We start from the raw sequence: 20,568 nt of genomic DNA, 5'->3' as shown, positions 1-20,568 counted from the left end.
CGAGGGGAGACCCCTGATGAATTACAACTGGGACTGGAGCGTGTTCTTCAGGTCCACCGGCGTGGGCAGCGAGACGTATCTCGACTGGTACATTTCCGGTTTGGGCTGGACCATTGCCATCGCCATTGTGGCCTGGATCATTGCCCTCCTGCTGGGCTCGATTCTGGGCGTCATGCGCACTGTGCCTAACCGCTTCGTGGCAGGCATCGCAACCTGCTACGTCGAACTGTTTCGTAACGTACCCTTGCTGGTTCAACTGTTTGTCTGGTACTTCCTGGTACCCGACCTGCTGCCGCAAAACCTGCAGGACTGGTACAAGCAAGACCTCAATCCGACCACATCCGCTTACCTGAGCGTGGTCGTCTGCCTCGGTCTGTTCACCGCTGCCCGCGTCTGCGAGCAAGTGCGAACGGGGATCCAGGCGCTGCCTCGTGGTCAGGAATTCGCCGCTCGCGCGATGGGTTTCAAACTGCCACAGATCTACTCGAACGTGCTGCTGCCCCAGGCTTACCGGATCATTATTCCGCCGCTTACCTCTGAATTTCTGAACGTGTTCAAGAACTCTTCGGTTGCGTCGCTGATCGGCCTGATGGAACTGCTCGCGCAGACCAAACAGACTGCCGAGTTCTCCGCCAACCTCTTTGAAGCCTTTACCCTGGCGACCCTGATCTACTTCACCCTGAACATGAGCCTGATGTTGCTAATGCGCATGGTCGAGAAGAAAGTCGCCGTACCGGGCCTGATCTCCGTAGGGGGTAAATGATGGAATTCGACTTCTCGGGCATCATCCCTTCCCTGCCGGGTTTGTGGAACGGCATGGTCATGACCCTTCAACTGATGGTGTTGGGCGTGGTCGGCGGGATCATCCTCGGTACGATCCTGGCCCTGATGCGTCTGTCCCACAGCAAGCTGCTGTCGAACATCGCGGGCGCCTACGTCAACTATTTCCGCTCGATTCCGCTGCTGCTGGTGATCACCTGGTTCTACCTGGCGGTGCCGTTCGTGCTGCGCTGGATCACCGGCGAAGACACCCCGATCGGCGCGTTCGCTTCGTGCATCGTGGCGTTCATGATGTTCGAAGCCGCGTACTTCTGCGAAATCGTCCGCGCCGGTGTGCAATCCATTCCCAAAGGCCAGATGGGTGCAGCCCAGGCGCTGGGGATGAATTACAGCCAGGTGATGCGTCTGATCATTCTGCCGCAGGCATTCCGCAAGATGACCCCACTGTTGCTGCAGCAGAGCATCATCCTGTTTCAGGACACCTCGCTGGTATACGCGGTCGGCCTGGTGGACTTCCTCAATGCTTCGCGGGCCAGTGGCGACATCATCGGCCGCTCCAATGAGTTCCTGATCTTCGCAGGTCTCGTGTACTTCATCATCAGCTTTGCCGCCTCGCAGCTGGTCAAGCGTCTGCAAAAAAGGTTCGCCGTATGATCTCTATCAAGAACGTCAACAAGTGGTATGGGGACTTCCAGGTACTGACTGATTGCAGCACCGAGGTCAAAAAAGGCGAGGTGATTGTGGTGTGCGGGCCTTCGGGTTCCGGCAAATCCACCCTGATCAAATGCGTCAACGCTCTGGAACCGTTCCAGAAAGGCGACGTGGTGGTTGATGGCACATCCATCGCCGACCCGAAGACCGATCTGCCGAAACTGCGCTCCCGGGTGGGCATGGTGTTCCAGCACTTCGAGCTGTTCCCGCACCTGACCATCACCGAAAACCTGACCATCGCGCAGATCAAGGTGCTGGGCCGCAGCAAGGAAGAAGCGACCAAGAAAGGCATGCAATTGCTCGAACGCGTCGGCCTCTCCGCTCACGCCCACAAGCATCCGGGTCAGCTCTCCGGTGGTCAGCAACAGCGTGTGGCCATTGCCCGTGCGCTGGCGATGGACCCGATCGTCATGCTGTTCGACGAACCGACTTCGGCGCTCGATCCGGAAATGGTCAACGAAGTGCTCGACGTGATGGTGCAACTGGCCCACGAAGGCATGACCATGATGTGCGTGACCCACGAAATGGGCTTCGCTCGCAAAGTCGCCGACCGGGTGATTTTCATGGACCAGGGCAAGATCATCGAAGACTGCCAGAAAGAGGAATTCTTCGGCGACATCAGCGCCCGCTCCGAACGTGCGCAGCATTTCCTCGAGAAAATTCTGCAGCACTAAGAAAGGCACCGCTCCCCAAATGCGGGAGTGGGCTCTGTGGCGAGGGGGCTTGCCCCCGTTCGGCTGCGCAGCAGTCGTAAAATTGTACTGTTGCTGCAATTTTGGGGCGGCTTCGCCACCCAACGGGGGCAAGCCCCCTCGCCACAGGCCAGCTCCCACAAGGACCGCTGGTTGTGCTCCAAGTAAGTGTTGTGGTTGACCCAAGGCATCTGTGATGAAATGCGACCCCACTCTTTATCGCGCCGCGCCGCCATCACTCGCCGTGAAACCCCGTCTGATCCGTCATTTGTTCCTGCCGCCGCTGGTCATCGCCCTGATGATCGGATTGGGCTATGTCGGCTATTGGGTCAGCGAACATTATGGAATTCGCAGCCTCAGCGAAAACGGCCAGCGACAGCTCGAACTGCACGCCCGCGCCGTGGAAAGCGAAATCAGCAAATACACTTACCTGCCCAGCCTGCTGGAACTCGAATCCAGTGTTTCCGACTTGTTGGCCGAGCCTTCTGCGGCGAACCGGCAAACGGTGAATGAATACCTCGAAGGCCTCAATCGACGCAGCCGGAGCCGGGCCATCTACGTGATGGACACCACCGGTCGTGTCATGGCCAGCAGCAACTGGCGTGACTTCGACAGCTACCTTGGAGAAGACCTGTCCTTTCGCGCTTATTTTCAGGACGCCGTGCGCGGTCAGCCGGGACGCTTCTATGGCATCGGCAGCACCAATGGCGAGCCGGGTTACTACCTGGCCCACGGCCTCGAGGAACAAGGCAAAATCATCGGCGTGGCCGTGGTCAAAGTGCGCCTCGAAGCCATGGAAGAACGCTGGCAGCGAGCGCGCCTGGAAGCCTTCGTCAGTGACGAAAACGGCATCATCATTCTCTCCAGCGATCCGGCGCGACGCCTCAAGTCAGTCATACCGCTGAGCGAAGAAACCAAGGAAAAACTGGCGCGAAGCCTGCAGTACTACTGGTTTCCACTGAACGAATTGCAGCCGCTGGCCCGGGAGAAACTTGCCGAAGGGGTGGAGAAACTGACCTTCCCCGCCAACAGTGAGGTGGAATCCGAGGCGGAAGACATCAGCTACCTCTCGCAAACCCGCCCGCTGAGCGACACCCCATGGAATTTCACTCTGCTCACGCCGTTGCAGGATTTGCGCCGTGAGGCGATCAATCAGGGCATTCTGGTGGCGGTCGCGTTTGCCTTGGTGGCCTTCCTGCTGATCGCCTGGAATGAACGCCGCAAGGTCATCGCCACCCGCCTCGCCGCGCGGGAAGCCTTGCAGGAAGCCAACAATCAACTGGAGCGTCGGATTACCGAACGCACCACCGATCTGCGCGCCAGCAACGATCGGCTCAAGAGCCAGATCCGCGAGCGGCGGCAGGCTGAAGAGACCTTGCGCCGCGCTCAGGATGAACTGGTGCAGGCCGGTAAACTGGCGGCCATCGGTCAAATGTCCACCAGCATCGCGCATGAACTGAACCAGCCGCTCGCCGCGCTGCGGACGTTGTCCGGCAACACCGTGCGTTTTCTCGAGCGCGGTCAGCTGGACGTCGCCAGTACCAACCTTAAAACCATCAACGAATTGATCGACCGCATGGGCCGGATTACCGCCAGCCTGCGCTCCTTCGCCCGTCGCGGCGATGACAAAGGTCAGGCGAGCCTCGCTAAAGCCGTTGAGGCGGCATTGCAATTGCTGGGCAGCCGTATTGAAAGCGCGAACTTGCAAGTGCTTCGCGATTTCGCCGACGTCCAGGTGCAGATCGACCAGACCCGGCTGGAACAGATTCTGGTCAACCTGATTGGAAACGCGCTGGATGCCATGCAGGCGCAGCCGTCGCCGGCGTTATGGCTGGAAGGCGAAACACTCGATGACAAATATCGCCTGCGCGTGCGCGACAACGGCCATGGCATTGATGCCGAAGCGCGCAAGCATTTGTTCGAACCGTTTTTCACGACAAAACCCGGCGAACAGGGTCTGGGCCTCGGCCTGACACTTTCCGCCAGCCTCGCCGCTGCCACGGGTGGACATCTGGGTGTCGAGCATCCGTCCAGCGGCGGTACCACCTTCGTTCTCAGTTTACCGTTGGTAAGCCTTTCTCCCGCCGAGCCAATATGAACAAAGACCTAAGTGTATTGATCGTCGAAGACGATCCCCATGTGCTGCTCGGTTGCCAGCAGGCCTTGACCCTCGAAGACATTCCCTGCGTGGGCGTCGGCAGTGCCGAAGAAGCGCTCGAACGCGTTGGGGATAACTTTGCCGGCATCGTCATCAGCGACATTCGCCTGCCGGGCATTGATGGCCTGGAACTGCTGACCCGTCTCAAGGCCCGCGACCGCAGTCTGCCGGTGGTGCTGATCACCGGCCACGGTGACATTTCCATGGCCGTTGGAGCCATGCAAAAAGGCGCCTACGATTTCATGGAAAAACCGTTCTCCCCGGAACGCCTGGTCGACGTCGCCCGCCGCGCGCTGGAGCAACGCAGCCTGGCGCGGGAAGTCTCGTCGCTGCGGCGACAACTGGCCGAGCGCGACTCCCTCGAAGGGCGAATCATTGGCCGCTCGCCGGCCATGCAAAACCTGCGCGAACTGATCGCCAACGTCGCCGACACCTCGGCCAATGTGCTGATCGAAGGCGAGACCGGCACTGGTAAAGAGCTGGTCGCGCGTTGTCTGCACGATTTCAGTCGGCGCCACACCAAACAGTTTGTCGCCCTCAACTGCGGCGGTTTGCCAGAGAATCTCTTCGAAAGTGAAATTTTCGGGCACGAGGCCAATGCCTTCACCGGCGCGGGCAAACGGCGGATCGGCAAGATCGAACACGCTGACGGTGGCACGCTGTTTCTTGATGAAGTGGAAAGCATGCCGCTGCCGCTGCAGATCAAATTGCTGCGGGTCCTGCAGGAACGCACCCTCGAACGCCTCGGCTCGAACCAGAGCGTCGCCGTGGATTGCCGGGTAATCGCCGCGACCAAATCCGACCTGGATGAATCGAGCAAGGCCGGCGAATTTCGCAGTGACCTGTATTACCGCCTCAACGTGGTAACCCTCGAACTGCCGCCGTTGCGTGAACGTCGCGAAGACATCCTGCAACTGTTCGAACATTTCCTGCAGCAGTCATCGCTGCGTTTCGACCGTGCAGTGCCGGAGCTGGACAACCAGACCCTGTCGAACCTGATGAGCCACGACTGGCCGGGCAACGTGCGCGAACTGCGCAACGTCGCCGAACGCTTCGCCCTCGGCCTGCCAGCCTTCAAGAAGACTGGTCCGAGCGGCAGCAATCAAGGCCTTGCGTTTGCCGAAGCGGTCGAAGCATTTGAGCGCAATCTGCTCAGCGATGCCTTGCAGCGCAGCGGCGGCAACCTCACTCAAGCCAGCCAGGAACTGGGCATGGCCAAAACCACGCTATTCGACAAAGTGAAGAAATACGGGTTGAGCCACTGATGGACCTGATGTTCAAAGCGCTCCTCGGCGCCGGGGTGGTATTGATCCTCGCCGCACTGGCCAAAACCAGAAACTATTACATTGCCGGGCTGGTGCCGTTGTTTCCGACGTTTGCGTTAATCGCTCACTACATTGTCGGCAAGGGACGTTCGCTGGAGGACCTCAAAGCCACCATCGTGTTTGGCATGTGGTCGATCATTCCGTATTTCATTTACCTGGCGACGTTGTACGTGATGGTTGACCGGATGCGCCTGGAGGCTTCGTTGGCGATAGCGGCCGTGGCGTGGCTGATGGCGGCCACGGCGCTGGTCTCGGTCTGGGTGCGAATCCACGGCTGAATCAATCAGCTGTGGAGGGCGACGCTACAACAGGTTGGGAATCGGCGCGGGATCGACTTGCGCCCAATGCGACGTGTCTTCGCGGTGCGCCTGCAAGTACGGCAACACAGCCGCGAGCAGTGGCACTTTGAACGCCTCCTGAAAGCGATGGGCCAACCCCGGGATCAATTTCAACTGACTGCCCCGGATGTGCGCCGCCAGATGAACGCCATGCATCACCGGTAACAAAGGGTCCGCCGTGCCATGCACGACAAGGGTCGGCACGCGTAACTGATTGAGCAGCGCCACCCTGCTCCGCTCCGCAAGAATCGCCATGATCTGGCGCTTTACGCCCTCAGGGTTGAATGCCCGGTCATAGGATTGCGCCGCTTGCTCCAGCAACGCCTGTCGGTCATCGCTGATCGTCGGGCTGCCCAGTGCCGCAAGCAAATCCGCCTGTTGCTCAAGGGCCACCTCGCGATTCGGTGCACTGCGGCGCGAGAGCAATTGCACCAATGCCGCCGTCGGCGCCGGCAGCCCTTCGGCACCGGAGGTGGTCATGATCAGCGTCAGGGTCTCGACCCGTTCTGGCGCCATGGCGGCCATGTGCTGGGCGATCATGCCGCCCATGCTTGCGCCCAGCACGTGAAACTGCTCGACGTGCAGCGCGTCCATCAAACCGAAGGCATCACCGGCCATATCGGTCAGCGTGTAAGGCGCCGCGACGGGCAAGCCGAGTTTGTAGCGCAGCACTTCGAAGGTCAGGTTGGCGTCCACCGGTGAGGTCCGCCAAGTGGACAGGCCGACATCGCGATTGTCGTAACGAATCACCCGAAAGCCTTGCTGACAGAGGGCGACCACCACCTCGTCCGGCCAGTGAATCAACTGCCCGCCCAGGCCCATCACCAGCAATAGCGCCGGGTCCGACGCACGGCCGATGCTCTGGTACGCCAGGCTGACCTGCGCCAGATCGACCCGCTCGGTGGGAACATCGACATCACATCGCGAAGCCGCAAAGGACGGCAAGCCGAAAAATAACGCGGCCAAAAATATGGCCCTTGATAAAAACAAAGCACGCATGAAAAAACACCGAAACACAGAACCCCAGTAGAGCGCGAGTCTGATGAATTTTGTTCAAGCGCGCTGCCACAGTTACGTGACAGTTTGATGAAGAGTGCTGAGCGGTCGTATTGCGGCTGGCTAGGCAACTGCCGCGCCGCCTGATCAGTTCCGGGTCGAAATTGTGTTCGCGAAAGAGGTCTGCCGGCTGTGCAGCAGCGAACAGGAACTGCTGACCCACAGGTTGTCGCCGAAGCGTTCCTGCGCCGGTTGCAGTTGCGCCAGCGCCTGCTCCAGTTCGCAGCGCCAGGCGTTGGCAGCGCTGACCAGGCCCACCGACAGAATTTTGTAAGTCGGCAGGCGATCCAGCACCTGACCAAGTTGATCCGGCGCGCGCACTGCGTCGATGTGCAAGCCTTGCACAGGTAGGCTGACTGCCAGGCCGAGGTTGCCTCCCAGACCACTTAAGTGAGTGGCCACCAGTTTTTTCAACGGCGAGTATTGAAGGATGTGATAAGCACGCTCGAACGCGTTCTTCCAGGCCTGCGGCAAGTCGAGGGTCAGAATCGGTTCGTCGATCTGGACCCATTCCACACCTTGCCCGGCAAGGCGCACAAGAATTTCGTTGTAAGCCGGCAGCAACCGCTCCAGCAGGTCGAGCTTGTCGAAGTCCTTGCCATCGCCCTTGCCACCGGGGTTGACCTTGCCCTGCCAAAGGTAAGTTAGCGGGCCGATGATCACCGGTTTGACCTGACCGAGTGCCCGGGCTTCACAGACTTCATCGAACAGCTGCTCCCAGCTCGGTTTGAACGACTGTTCAGCGCTGAAGTCCGGAACCTGATGGTGGAAACCAAGTGTGTGTGCCAAGACCATAATGAAATTGCGCTCCATAAAAGATGCAGTAAACCATGGCGCCATTGTCGACAGCTAAAGCAACATGAGACAAACTCAACCTTTTCGTGTTGATCACAAATTTTCCTCATGGAGCCGCCGGTGCTTGAAATCCGTCACCTGAAAACCCTGCATGCCTTGCGCGAAGCCGACAGCCTGGTCGATGCGGCTGATCGCCTGCACCTGACACAATCGGCACTGTCGCACCAGTTCAAGGAACTTGAAGAGCGCATGGGCATGCCCTTGTTCGTGCGCAAGACCAAACCGGTGCGGTTCACCAGCGCCGGTTTGCGCCTGCTGCAACTGGCCGACGCGACGCTGCCGTTGCTGCGCGGCGCCGAGCGCGACATTGCGCGGCTGGCGGGCGGCACCGCAGGGCGTCTACACATGGCGATCGAATGCCACAGCTGTTTTCAGTGGTTGATGCCGACCATCGACCAGTTCCGCGATGCCTGGCCGGAAGTCGAACTTGACCTGGCGTCAGGTTTTGCTTTCGCACCGCTGCCAGCCCTGGCCCGCGGCGATCTGGATTTGGTGGTGACGTCCGATCCTCTGGAGCTGGCGGGCATCACTTATGTGCCGCTGTTCACCTATGAAGCGATGCTCGCGGTGGCCAATCAGCACCGCTTGGCGAGCAAGGCTTATATCGTCCCGGAGGACCTGCTCAGCGAAACCCTGATCACCTACCCGGTGGAGCGCGATCGGCTGGATATCTTCACTCGTTTCCTTGAGCCGGCCGATATCGAACCGGCGCAGGTGCGCACCTCGGAACTGACGGTGATGATGATGCAACTGGTCGCCAGCGGACGCGGCGTGTGCGGCATGCCGCATTGGGCGCTGCATGAATACAGCTCACGGGGTTACGTGAAAGCCAAGCGGTTGGGTGAGAAAGGTCTGTTTGCGACGCTGTATGCGGGGATTCGCGCGGACATGCTGGATGCGCCGTACATGCGTGATTTTTTGCTGACAGCGAAGGACACCTCGTTCTCGACGCTCGACGGGGTCAGTGCAGTTCGTTGATCACGCCACGCTCCCTGTGGCGAGGAGACTTGGCGAAACGATCACCGGGGAAGTTTCAGAGCTCGCGCCACATGTGGATCTTGTCGAAATAATCCTCGCCCACCCGCACAGCCATCGGCTCCAGTCCGAACTGAACAAAACCGCAGCGCTGGTACAGCTTGAACGCTGCGTCGTTGCCGGCCGTGACGGTCAACTGGATCAGCCTCAGCTTGGGATGGTTTTTCGCTTCAACCAATGCTGCCTGCACCAGTTGAGCACCCAGCCCACGTTGACGGGCTCTAGCCGACACGTACATGCCGAACAGGGTCACCTTGTGCCAGGCTTTTTCTCGAGGTTCGAACGCAAGGCCGACGATGCCGGCCAGGCCCGCCTCGTCGAATGCACCGAGCACCACATCCAGCTTGCCGGTGAGGCGCGATTCCCACCAACTTAGCGGCGTCACCGCGCGCTCGCGGACACTGGAAGTAAACGCCTGGGGATGCAGGTCATAGGCTTCGAGCATCAGCGCCCGATAATCCAGCGCATGGCTGACATCCAATCGCTCGATCCACATCGTCATGCCGTCCTGCGTTGCTCGAGCATCAGCCGCACCGCCAGCGCCGCCAGCACGAACCCCATCAAATAGCGCTGCACCGCCAGCCACGTCGGGTTACTGACGAACCATGAGGCAATACCTGCCGCAAACAGCGCGATCAGCAGGTTGACGCTGAAACTGACGCTGATCTGGGTCAGCCCCAGCACAATGCTTTGGGCGAACAACGAGCCATGCTCCGGCGTGATGAACTGCGGAAACACCGAGAGATAAAAAACCGCGATCTTCGGGTTTAACGCACTGGTGAGAAAACCCATGGTGATCAGTTTTCGCGAGGAGTCCGGTGGCAATTGCCGGGCTTCAAACGGCGAACGGGCGCCCGGTCTGACCGCCTGCCACGCCAGCCACAACAAGTACAAGGCACCGGCCCACTTGAGGACTTCGTAGGCCATCGGTACCGCCAGAAACACTGCGGTCAAACCGGCGGCTGCCGTGAACATGTGCACAAAAAAACCCGCGACCACGCCCAGCAGCGAGGTCACCCCGGCCCTGCGGCCCTGACAGATCGAACGGGAGATCAGATAGATCATGTTCGGCCCCGGCGTGAGCACCATGATCAGTGCGGCGGCGGCGAAGATCAGCAGATCTTGAAGCGGAATCATGGCGAGTCCCTTTGACATGAATGGGTAGATGGTCGCGCTTGGCGAACCTCGATCAAACGGCAGGATGAGGTTTGTGTCAATGGCGCCAGCGTGACATCACCGGGGCAACGGAAAGGAGATTCCAGGCTGCGGAAATGATTCGTCTCAGTCAGCTACGCGAAGTCGAAGCCGGGCGACTATGCTCCATTGACTCGGATCCACAATCTCCCCTTCGCCAGGTGATCAGGGAAAGGATGCCCCGTATGAATGTTTCACACCCACTCCCTGCCATTGCAGGCAGATGTTGATGAGCAGGCCGCTGGCCCGGGCCAATCGGCGCATCCTGATCGTCGACGACGCGCCCTCCATCCATCAGGATTTTCGCAAAATCCTCGGCCCTGTACCGGACGGCGAGCAATCTCTGGCAGACACCGAAGCAGCTTTGTTCGGCACCTTGCAGCCACAACGGCCGACCTTTGAACTGGATTCCGCCTATCAGGGCCAAGAAGCCCTGCAGCTGGTAAAACGTGCGCTGGCAGAGGGCCGCCCCTATTCGCTGGTGTTTACCGACATGCGCATGCCGCCGGGCTGGGACGGTCTGGAGACGATCGAACAGCTGTGGAAAGTCGATCCGCACCTGCAAATTGCGTTGTGCACGGCGTATTCCGACTACAGCTGGGAAGCCATGGCCGATCGACTGGAGTTCGGCGACCAGTTGCTGGTGTTGAAAAAGCCCTTCGACAGCCTGGAAATCCGCCAGATGGCCAGCGCCCTCACTTGGAAATGGCAGATGGCTCAGGACGCGGCCAGCAAGATGCTCAGCCTGGAGCAGACCATCGAGGCTCGGGTTCACGAGCTGCTCAAGGTCTCCCATCTGCTGCAGTTCGATGTTCTCACCGAGTTGCCCAACAGCACCTTGCTTGGCGACCGCCTGAATCAATCGCTGGCACTGTCGCGTCGGCATGACAAGCAACTGGCGGTGATGTTTCTCGGGCTCGACCGTTTCAAGCGCATCAACAATGCCCTCGGTCATCCGGCCGGTGATGAAATGCTGAAACGGGTCGGGCAAAACCTGGTGGCGACCGTGCGCGGGTCCGATTCGGTGTTTCGTTACGGCTCGGACGAGTTTGTGCTGATCCTCTCTGACATCCGCCATCCGCAACAAACCAAAGGCATTGCCGAAAAGCTGCTCAAGTCCATCCGCCGTCCGCAGCACATTGCCGGCCACGATTTAAGCGTCACTGCTTGCCTGGGCATCAGCATTTACCCGGACGATGGTGTGGACGCCATCGATCTGATCAAGAAAGCCGAAACCGCAATGCGCAACGTCAAGGAAAGCGGCCCGAACGATTTCAGCTTCTTCATCGAAGAAATGAACCAGCGTGCCCGGGACCAGCAAAGCATCGAAACCGGCATTAGGCTGGCGCTGGAACGCAACGAATTTGTCCTGCATTACCAGCCGAAACTGGGCCTCAGCAGTGGCCAGGTGGTGGGTGCCGAGGCGCTGATCCGCTGGCAGAAACCGGGGCAGGGTTATATCTACCCTTCGGATTTTATCGGGGTTGCCGAAGACAGCGGCCTGATCGTCCCCCTCAGCCGGTGGGTGTTGGTCCAGGCCTGTCGACAAACGTGTGCCTGGCGTAAGGCCGGTCTGCCAAAGATCTGCATGTCGGTAAACATCTCGGCGATCGACTTTCGCCAACGCGACTTCGTTGAAAGTATCGAGCAGATCCTCCAGCAAACCGGTATGGACCCGACCTGCCTGGAGCTGGAGATTACCGAAGGCGTACTGATGCAAAACGTCGAAGCCACGGTCAATACGTTGAACCGGATCAAAGCGTTAGGGGTTCGCCTGGCCATCGACGATTTCGGCACCGGCTACTCCAGCCTCAGTTACCTGCGTCGCTTCCCGATCGATGTGTTGAAAATCGATCAGTCATTCATCCGTGGCTTGAGCAGCGACAGCAATGACGCGGCGCTGGTCAGCGCGATTATCAGCCTGGGCCGCAGCCTCAACCTGACCATCATTGCCGAAGGTGTGGAAACGCTCGAACAACTGGAATTTCTCAAGGCCCGCCAATGTGAGGAAGTGCAGGGTTATTACTTCAGCAAACCGGTGGAACCGGATGCCTTCGTGCAATACCTGAAATCGGTGAAGACCGCTTCCTCTGCCCCTCTGTGAACGGTGCCCAACGGCAGGCGTGCGTTCAACCAAGGAATCACATGATATCGCCGTCCCTGCTCTGCCTGATTCTGATGCTGCTGTCTGGGCTCGGCCTGAACGCCCAGGCCGGGATGCTCAACGAACCGATCAAACCGTTACCGGCCGTACCGCAGCTCAATCCATTACAGGTCGAACTGGGGCGCCAGCTGTTCAACGAACCACGGCTATCCGCCAACAGCACGCTGTCTTGTGCCAATTGCCATCAACTGAACAAAGGCGGGGCTGATACCGTCGCCTTTTCTGTGGGCGTCCTGGGCCTGCCGGTTTCGGTGAACACCCCCAGCATTTTCAACGCTGCGCTGAACTTCAGCCACTTCTGGGACGGGCGTAGCATGACGCTGCGCGCCCAGGTACACGAAGCCGTGCAGAGCCCGGGCGAAATGAGCGGCAACTGGAGGGACGTGGTGCAGATGCTGGGCGCCGATGCCAACTACCGGGCGTCATTCGAGAAGGCGTATCCGGACGGGGTGACTGAAAGCAACGTAAATAACGCGCTCGCTACTTACGAACGGACGCTGATCAGTAGCAATTCGCGTTTCGACCAGTACCTGCGAGGCGATACCGGGATCCTCAGCCAGGAGGAAAAATATGGCTACCAGCGTTTCAAAAGCAACGGCTGCATAGCCTGCCATCAAGGGGTGAACATCGGCGGCAACATGCTGCAGAAATTCGGCGTGATGGGCGACTACTTCAAGGCTCGCGGCAATCCCACCCCGATTGACCTGGGACGCTATCAAGTCACCAAGGACGACATGGACCGCAACGTGTTCAAGGTGCCTAGCCTGCGCAACGTTGCCGTGACCGCGCCGTACTTTCATGACGGCTCGGCAGAAACCCTCGAAGAAGCGGTAGAGGTCATGTTCAGGTACCAGCTGGGGCGCATTCCTTCTGCCGAAGACAAGACGCTGATCATCAAGTTTCTCAAGACCCTGACCGGTGAGTGGGAGGGCAAACCGTTATGAAGATGTCCCGCGGGCGCAGCCTGATACTGCTCAGTGTCGTTGCTGTTCTACTGGCATCGACCCTGCTTTTCTTGTACCTCAAATCAAACTCCAACCAGACATCCACCTACGCAGAGTCGCGAGACCTCATCGGCCGGATCAAACAGCTGAACGCGCATTGGGAGTTACAGATTCTCAAAGCCAGGGTCGCTACCGATCCCAATTACGATCTTCTGGTGATACCGCTGGCCGAGATGAGCGAGTTGTGGGAACGCTTCGACACCATGAAATCGAATCACGGCCGTAACGTCTCGCCAGTCTGGCGCGCCAGTCATGCGGGCTACAGCGATGCACTCGCGGAAAAAATCCGACTGGTCGAGCAGTTCAAATCCCACAATGCACTGCTGCGCAACTCACTGGCCTTTCTGCCCGCGGCCGAAGACGCTATTCAAGAGCAACTCGCTCAACTCGTCGATGGCGACAAACTGCAACTGCAGAACTTCGCCACCGATACTTACGATCTGCTGCTCAGCAGCCTCGAGTTTGCCCAGGTCACTTCCGACGAAAAAGCCGCCGACATTTTAGTCGGCCTGAACAAGCTGGCCGTGAACAAGCTGCGCCTGCCCGAGCAGTTTCACAGCCCCATCGAGATTCTCAGCAACCACATCGCGCTGATCCTGCGCGAGCAGCCGGTGGTCAACGATCTGCTCCAACGTATTGAAGCGATTCCTGTGGCTGAACGCCTGGATGAGATCACCCACTTGCTGAATGCGGATCAGCAGCAGGCTGATGCGGTCGACCAGCGCTACCACTTCCTCATGCTGTTATTTTCGGTGCTGCTGGTGCTGTTGCTGGTGTACCTGGCGATTCACCTGATGCGCAGTTTCACGGTGATTCATCGGGTCAACAACGACCTGCAAACCGCCAATGACGAACTGGAGGTACGGGTCGAAGAACGCACGCGTGAACTCCAGGACACACAAAGCGAACTGCTCGACACAGCGCGCCTGGCCGGCATGGCAGAGATCGCGACGAATGTGCTGCACAACGTCGGCAATGTACTCAACAGCGTGAACATCTCGGCGGATCAGGTCAGTCGCAAACTGCGCGGCAGCAAAGCCTTGGGGCTGGGTAAAGCCATGCAACTGATCAACGAACATCCAGATGATCTCGGCACTTTCCTGACCCGCGACGAGAAAGGCAAGTTAGTGGTCAATTACCTCAATCAACTGGTCGATGCGATTGCTCAGGAGCAGCACGACATGGCTGAGGAGCTGGCGCAGTTGAGTAAAAGCGTCGATCACATCAAGGACATCGTTTCCACCCAGCAATCCTACGCTGGTGCCAACAGCCCGATGGAGCCGCTGAACATCAGCGAATTGCTGGAAGATGCCCTGCGCATGAATGCCGGCGCCCTGACCCGGCATCAGGTCGTCGTGGTCAGAGATTACAGCGAAGTGCCGTCGGTCATGGGCGACAAGCACCGCCTGCTGCTGATTTTGATCAACCTGATCAGCAACGCTAAATACGCGATGTCCGACCTCAACAAGCGACCGCGCGAAATGACGCTGAGTGTCAGAATCATCGATGAGACGACCCTGCAGATCAGCGTCAAGGACGATGGCGAAGGCATCGCTGCGGAGAACATGACGCGCATTTTTGCCCACGGGTTCACCACCCGCAAAGAAGGCCATGGTTTCGGATTGCACAGCTGCGCCCTGGCCGCGATCGAGATGAATGGGCAACTCAGCGCCCACAGCGACGGACCGGGCAAGGGTGCCAGGTTTACCCTGCAAATTCCCCTGACGCCGGTGCCGACTGAGGAGTGACTGCGGATATCAAGTGGCTTCCTGAAAATCCATTTCCGGCGGTTGGCGCCGGAACCCACCGGTCCACTCCGCGAGCCATTGCGGATGTACAGCCTGACCCCGCCTGCGGGCCGTAATCGAGACATTCAGTAATAGCCGTTTTTTTGCAATTCTCTGCAATTCGCGCCACCCTGCGCCCCGCCTTGCACCTGTGGCGAGGGGGCTTGCCCCCGTTCGGCGGCGCAGCCGTCGTACAACCTGCTTTCGCGATATGCCTGAACCAACGACTCATTACTCAATACCCGTTCACGAGCCCGCAGCCATGACGTCTGAACGCGATCACCGAATCGACTTTTTTCGAGGCCTGGCGCTGATCTTCATTTTCTGGGATCACGTGCCGCACAACCCGGTGGGGCAAATTACCCCGCGCAATTTCGGCTTCAGCGATGCCGCCGAGATCTTCGTATTTCTCGCCGGTTATGCGGCCGTTCTGGCGTACGGAAAAATCCTTCAGCGCGACGGTTATCTGATCGCCTGCGTGAAAATTCTACGCCGTGCCTGGGTGCTCTATGTAGTACACATTTTCCTGTTGGCGATGCTGATGGGCATTGTGTTCTTCGCCAACAGCCACGTGGAGACCCGCGACCTTGTCGAGGAGATGGGGCTGCAACACTTCATCAGCAATCCTCAACAGGCGCTGACGGACGAGTTGCTGCTGCGCTTCAAACCGAACCTGATGGACCCGCTGCCGCTGTATATCGTGCTGCTGGCGGGCCTGCCGCTGGTGTTGCCGTTGATGATGCGTAACGCTTGGGCGGTTGTTGCTGCATCGCTGACGGTGTATTTGCTCGCGCCTGCGTTCGACTGGAACCTTGCGGCGATCAAGGACGGCGTCTGGTACTTCAACCCTGTGACGTGGCAGTTGCTGTTTGTGCTGGGCGGATTTGCGGCGATTCAGGGGCAGCGCCCACGCTTGCCGGAGACGCGGCCCGTGTGGCGTCAGCCGCTGTTTAGGGTGGCGGCACTGTACGCGTTGGTGACCGGGATCATTACGCTGCTGTGGCGCTGGCCGGACGTTCACGACGCGTTGATGCCGGCGAGTCTGAGTAATGTGTTGTACCCGATCAGCAAGACCGATCTGTCGCCGGTGCGCCTGCTGCACTTCCTGGCGATCGCTTATGTCACTGCAAAGCTTTTGCCGGACAGAGGCTGGACGCAAAACTGGCTGGCGCAGCAGAGTTGTCGCATGGGGCGCTATTCGCTGGAGATCTTTTGCCTGGGTGTGCTGCTGGCGCCGTTGGCGGATATGGTCAATGCGATGGCTGACGATGCTGTTGCCATACAGGTGATGACGGCGTTGGCAGGTGTCGGGTTGATGGCGTTGCTGGGGGCATGGCTGGATTTCAATAAGCGTTTGAATCGTTCGCTTAGTGCAGTTCCGGGGTGAAGATGGCGGATACTGGTTCCGCTACTTGTACGCATATCCTGTAGGAGCCGAGCTTGCTCGCGATGGCTTTGTCTTGGGCGACGTAGGTTTTGAGGGTGTACATATCCGTTGCTGCGGTCAGGGCTATTGGTTCCGCCCTTAAGCCATAACGGCGAAACCAATATCAGAAGCAAACACAGCAACGGATATGTACACCAGCAAAACCCGGTCGCTCAAAACACAGCCATCGCTGGCAAGCCAGCTCCTACAGTTAACCGAGTACACCGCCCACCCCATCCCCAGTCCACAAAAAAAGCCCCAGTCACCAAAAACCAGGGCTCACCTCAGAACCAGCTCAACTCAATCCCGCAAATCCGACTCATGAATCGGCTGATCCCGATGCGTCGCCCGCTGATACTGCGCTGGCCAGATTGCCTTGCGGCCACCCAGATCATCATCCGCATGCAACGCCCAATACGGATCCCGCAGCAACTCCCGCGCCAGGAAAATAATGTCCGCCTGACAGGTTCGCAAAATATGCTCAGCCTGCGCCGGCTCGGTAATCATCCCCACCGTGCCGGTGGCCATGCCCGATTCTTTGCGCACGCGCTCGGCAAACCGCGTCTGATAACCCGGCCCCGTAGGAATCTCCGCGTTGGCCGCAGTGCCGCCTGAAGAAACGTCGATCAGGTCCACGCCCAAATCCTTGAGCCGTCGCGCGAGTTCAACGGTTTCATCCGGATTCCAACCATCCTCTACCCAATCGGTAGCCGACACCCGCACGAACAGCGGCAACTCCTCAGGCCATACCGCACGCACCGCTTCGGTCACCTGCAGCACCAGACGAATACGATTTTCAAACGATCCGCCATACTGATCGCGTCGCTGATTGCTCAGCGGTGAAAGAAATTGATGCAGCAGATAACCATGCGCCGCATGAATTTCCACCACTTTGAAACCCGCCGTCAGTGCCCTCTTCGCCGAGTCGACAAAAGCCTGGATAACCTCGGCAATCGCGCCCTCGTCGAGTGGCTTGGGCTGAGTGTGTTGCGGGTCGAAGGCAATCGGCGAAGGGCCGACCGGGGTCCAGCCGCCGTCGTCCGGTTTGACGCTGCCATGCTTGCCCAGCCATGGCCGAAAAGTGCTGGCCTTACGCCCGGCGTGCGCCAGTTGAATACCAGCCACAGCCCCTTGAGCCGCGATGAAGCGAGTGATGCGTTGCAGGGGTTCGATCTGTTCGTCGTTCCACAGGCCGAGGTCCTCGGCGGTGATACGTCCGTCGGCAGTGACCGCCGTGGCTTCGGTGAAAATCAAACCGGCGCCACCGACAGCGCGACTGCCGAGATGGACCAGGTGCCAGTCATTGGCCAGGCCATCGACGCTGGAATACTGGCACATAGGCGAGACCGCAATGCGGTTGAGCAGGGTCAATTGGCGAAGTGTGTAGGGTTCAAGCAGCAGACTCATGGGGCACCTCTCAAATCAGTGGGCAGGCTCCAGGGTTCTGTTTGAAAAGTCGACGAGTGACAGGATAGAAGGCACAGCACCCGCCCCCGCGGGCAAAAAAATTCGACAAGACGTCACAAGGATTTCAAGCAGTGCCTAGAGCCTAGTCGACATCGCGGGATGAGCGAGGGTTCATAGAGATTCGGTGTGAGGGAAGATCGCTTTCGCGGGCAAGCCCGCTCCCACAGTGGATATGCGTCGTGCGCAAAACCAGTGTGGGTGCGGGCTTGCCCGCGAAGGGGTCAACGCGGTTCGATATGGGCAATCATCAACTGCACGGTTTCATTTCCGCGAAATTCGTTGAGGTCCAGCTTGTACGCCAACTCCACCCATTTGATGGTCGGATTCGGCCACACCTCGCGGTCAATGCCGAATGCGATCCCGTCCAGCTTCACCGCACCGCATTCGCTTTTGAGCACCACTTTCAAATGTCGCTCGCCGACCACTCGCTGCTCGACCAACTGAAACACGCCATGAAACAGCGGCTCCGGAAAATGCTGGCCCCAAGGCCCGGCATGCCGCAGCGCGCGGGCCAATTCCAGATGGAATTCCTCCACGGCCAGCGTGCCGTCCGAGAGCATTCTTCCGGTCAGGTCTTCCTCGCGCAATTGCCGGCGCACTTCTGCATCGAAGGCTTCAGCGAACAACGGAAAATTCGCTTGCGGCAAAGTCAGACCGGCTGCCATGGCGTGGCCGCCGTATTTGCTGATGAGGTTGGGATGCTGTGCCGCCACCACGCTCAGGGCGTCGCGGATATGGAAGCCCTGAACCGATCGTCCCGAGCCTTTGAGCAGGCCGTCTCCCGCATCAGCGAAGGCAAATGTCGGACGGAAATAGCGCTCTTTCATACGCGACGCGAGGATTCCGATGACGCCTTGGTGCCACTCCGGATCGAACAGGCACAAACCGAACGGCATCGAATCCACCGGCAAATCCTTGAGCTGAGCCAGCGCTTCGCGTTGCATGCCCTGCTCGATGGATTTGCGATCCTGATTCATGCCGTCAAGTTGCACCGCCATTTCCCGCGCCAGCGCTGCACTGTCGGTCAGCAGGCATTCGATGCCCAGGCTCATGTCATCCAGCCTGCCCGCCGCATTCAGGCGCGGGCCGACAATGAAGCCCAGGTCGGTGGAGGTAATGCGCGCGTGATCACGCTTCGCCACTTCGAGGATCGCCTTGATGCCCGGCCGAGCACGCCCTGCGCGAATCCGCTCCAGTCCCTGATGCACCAGAATGCGGTTGTTGGCGTCCAGTGGCACCACGTCGGCGACGCTGCCCAATGCCACGAGATCGAGCAACTCACCGATGTTCGGCTGCGGCGTGTTGTCGTACCAACCGAAACTGCGCAACCGTGCACGCAAGGCCATCAGTACATAAAAAATCACCCCGACGCCGGCCAGCGCCTTGCTCGGAAATTCACAGCCTGGCTGATTCGGATTGACGATGGCGTCGGCCAATGGCAACTCGTCGCCTGGCAAATGGTGATCGGTAACCAGCACTTGCAGGCCAGCCAGTTTCGCGGCGGCCACGCCTTCGACACTGGAGATGCCGTTGTCCACCGTGATCAGCAACTGTGGCGTTCGCGTCAGTGCCACTTCGACGATTTCCGGAGTAAGGCCGTAGCCATATTCGAAACGGTTCGGCACCAGATAATCGACATGAGCCGCGCCCAGCAACCGCAAGCCCAGTACGCCAACAGTACTGGCCGTGGCGCCATCAGCGTCAAAGTCGCCGACGATCAGAATCCGCTGGCGCTGCTCCAGCGCCGTCACCAACAAATCCACTGCGGCATCGATGCCTTTGAGTCGCTGAAACGGGATCAACCGCGCCAGGCTCTTGTCCAGTTCGGCTTCAGACTGCACGCCTCGCGCCGCATATAAACGGGTCAAAAGCGGTGGCAGATCACCAAGGAATGGCAGGGTGTCGGGCAACAGGCGAGGTTCGATGCGCATGGGGTGACAGGTGCTTCTCTTCTAGACGTAGGATAAAACCGGATGAAGCGACGGAAATCAGCCGCGTTCGCCGCTCAGCCACTGCAACTGGACTTCGTGTTGACCGCGGTCGTCGGTGACGAAAATCGTCCCCTCGCTGATCATCACATCCCACTTGATAACGCGGGGCATGTCTTTAGCCAGGGTTTCGAGGATTTCCTGAGGCACGGCCGCGATGTGCACGTTCTTCAGGTTCTTGATCGCCGGGATCACTTTGGTTTCCCAGACGCGCAGGCTGCCGTAGGCCAGCAGACTGGTGCGCTCGGTGCGCCGCGAGCACCAGGTCAGACGGTCGGCGTCAGGCTGGCCGACTTCGATCCAATGCAAAACGCGATCGTCCAGGCTCTTTTCCCACAGGGCAGGCTCGTCCACGTCTGACAGACCGCGGCCAAACGACAGCTGCTCGTTGTACCAGAAGGCGTAGGCCAGCAGCCGAACGGTCATGCGTTCTTCGGTTTCCGAAGGGTGACGGGCGATGGTCTGCTTCACGCTCTCGTAGACGCTGCGATCGAGGTCGGTAAGGTTCAGTTCGAACTTGTAAGTGGTGGACGGCTGGGCCATGAACGGGCTTCTTGATACGTGGAAAGGCGGCAAGTCTAACCGATG

At 59.1% G+C, this 20,568-nt stretch carries 17 protein-coding genes and 1 pseudogene; 11 read left to right on the top strand and 7 right to left on the bottom strand.

Features of this window, described 5'->3' with window-relative positions; all coding sequences use genetic code 11:
• Positions 1-16: 16 nt before the first annotated feature.
• The 6 genes from ACYZTS_RS12935 to ACYZTS_RS12910 all read left to right on the top strand — a co-directional run bounded on the left by ACYZTS_RS12935 (position 17) and on the right by ACYZTS_RS12910 (position 5,944).
• A complete protein-coding gene (locus tag ACYZTS_RS12935) occupies positions 17-763 on the top strand; it encodes an amino acid ABC transporter permease (protein ID WP_028623856.1) in 747 nt (248 codons plus the stop codon).
• Entirely contained in the window at positions 763-1,434 is a 672-nt protein-coding gene (locus ACYZTS_RS12930) for an amino acid ABC transporter permease (RefSeq protein WP_028623857.1), read from the top strand. Before ACYZTS_RS12935 ends, ACYZTS_RS12930 begins: the two co-directional genes overlap by 1 nt.
• Complete coding sequence (locus ACYZTS_RS12925; protein WP_028623858.1) at positions 1,431-2,165, top strand: amino acid ABC transporter ATP-binding protein; 735 nt, start codon at positions 1,431-1,433, stop codon at positions 2,163-2,165. Before ACYZTS_RS12930 ends, ACYZTS_RS12925 begins: the two co-directional genes overlap by 4 nt.
• A gap of 214 nt (positions 2,166-2,379) precedes the next feature.
• Positions 2,380-4,281: a two-component sensor histidine kinase AauS gene (aauS, locus tag ACYZTS_RS12920; protein WP_028623859.1), complete on the top strand. Its 1,902-nt coding sequence runs from the start codon at positions 2,380-2,382 to the stop codon at positions 4,279-4,281.
• Positions 4,278-5,606, top strand: a complete 1,329-nt coding sequence (aauR, locus tag ACYZTS_RS12915) for a two-component response regulator AauR (protein WP_028623860.1) — start codon at positions 4,278-4,280, stop codon at positions 5,604-5,606. The genes aauS and aauR overlap by 4 nt, the downstream gene beginning before the upstream one ends.
• A gap of 8 nt (positions 5,607-5,614) precedes the next feature.
• A complete protein-coding gene (locus ACYZTS_RS12910) occupies positions 5,615-5,944 on the top strand; it encodes a GlpM family protein (protein WP_461996431.1) in 330 nt (109 codons plus the stop codon).
• Positions 5,945-5,968: 24 nt separating this feature from the next.
• Here ACYZTS_RS12910 and ACYZTS_RS12905 read toward each other — a convergent pair whose 3' ends face one another.
• Positions 5,969-7,003: an alpha/beta fold hydrolase gene (locus ACYZTS_RS12905; protein WP_461996271.1), complete on the bottom strand. Its 1,035-nt coding sequence runs from the start codon at positions 7,001-7,003 to the stop codon at positions 5,969-5,971.
• A 145-nt stretch (positions 7,004-7,148) separates the two neighbouring features.
• Positions 7,149-7,831: pseudogene (locus ACYZTS_RS12900) on the bottom strand (5-methyltetrahydropteroyltriglutamate--homocysteine S-methyltransferase); the annotation flags it as partial.
• 144 nt (positions 7,832-7,975) lie between these two features.
• Here ACYZTS_RS12900 and metR point away from each other — a divergent pair.
• Entirely contained in the window at positions 7,976-8,893 is a 918-nt protein-coding gene (metR, locus tag ACYZTS_RS12895; protein WP_028623864.1) for a transcriptional regulator MetR, read from the top strand.
• A gap of 55 nt (positions 8,894-8,948) precedes the next feature.
• On the opposite strand, the gene ACYZTS_RS12890 is transcribed toward metR, so the two are convergent.
• Both ACYZTS_RS12890 and ACYZTS_RS12885 read right to left on the bottom strand, forming a co-directional pair.
• Positions 8,949-9,446 (bottom strand): GNAT family N-acetyltransferase, encoded by a 498-nt coding sequence (locus tag ACYZTS_RS12890; protein ID WP_461996429.1) that lies wholly within the window; start codon positions 9,444-9,446, stop codon positions 8,949-8,951.
• A gap of 2 nt (positions 9,447-9,448) precedes the next feature.
• Entirely contained in the window at positions 9,449-10,087 is a 639-nt protein-coding gene (locus ACYZTS_RS12885) for a LysE family translocator (RefSeq protein WP_028623866.1), read from the bottom strand.
• A gap of 286 nt (positions 10,088-10,373) precedes the next feature.
• On the opposite strand from ACYZTS_RS12885, the gene ACYZTS_RS12880 reads away from it, so the two are divergent.
• From ACYZTS_RS12880 to ACYZTS_RS12865, 4 genes are all read left to right on the top strand, one after another.
• A complete protein-coding gene (locus ACYZTS_RS12880) occupies positions 10,374-12,248 on the top strand; it encodes a putative bifunctional diguanylate cyclase/phosphodiesterase (protein ID WP_028623867.1) in 1,875 nt (624 codons plus the stop codon).
• Positions 12,249-12,292: 44 nt separating this feature from the next.
• On the top strand, positions 12,293-13,252 hold the full coding sequence (locus tag ACYZTS_RS12875; protein WP_461996428.1) for a cytochrome-c peroxidase: 960 nt from the start codon (positions 12,293-12,295) through the stop codon (positions 13,250-13,252).
• Positions 13,249-15,060, top strand: a complete 1,812-nt coding sequence (locus tag ACYZTS_RS12870; RefSeq protein ID WP_461996270.1) for a DAHL domain-containing protein — start codon at positions 13,249-13,251, stop codon at positions 15,058-15,060. Before ACYZTS_RS12875 ends, ACYZTS_RS12870 begins: the two co-directional genes overlap by 4 nt.
• 301 nt (positions 15,061-15,361) lie before the next feature.
• Positions 15,362-16,486, top strand: a complete 1,125-nt coding sequence (locus ACYZTS_RS12865) for an OpgC family protein (protein WP_461996268.1) — start codon at positions 15,362-15,364, stop codon at positions 16,484-16,486.
• Between the two features lie 339 nt (positions 16,487-16,825).
• On the opposite strand, the gene ACYZTS_RS12860 is transcribed toward ACYZTS_RS12865, so the two are convergent.
• From ACYZTS_RS12860 to ACYZTS_RS12850, 3 genes are all read right to left on the bottom strand, one after another.
• Positions 16,826-17,932, bottom strand: a complete 1,107-nt coding sequence (locus tag ACYZTS_RS12860) for an NADH:flavin oxidoreductase/NADH oxidase (protein ID WP_461996266.1) — start codon at positions 17,930-17,932, stop codon at positions 16,826-16,828.
• Positions 17,933-18,213: 281 nt separating this feature from the next.
• Positions 18,214-19,923: a single-stranded-DNA-specific exonuclease RecJ gene (recJ, locus tag ACYZTS_RS12855; RefSeq protein WP_028623871.1), complete on the bottom strand. Its 1,710-nt coding sequence runs from the start codon at positions 19,921-19,923 to the stop codon at positions 18,214-18,216.
• A 57-nt stretch (positions 19,924-19,980) separates the two neighbouring features.
• Positions 19,981-20,523, bottom strand: coding sequence for a YaeQ family protein (locus ACYZTS_RS12850; protein WP_028623872.1), 543 nt, complete (start codon positions 20,521-20,523; stop codon positions 19,981-19,983).
• Positions 20,524-20,568 lie beyond the last annotated feature (45 nt).

It is taken from the genome of Pseudomonas sp. TMB3-21, from assembly GCF_054898145.1.
This window is presented reverse-complemented; position numbering and strand designations above follow the sequence as displayed.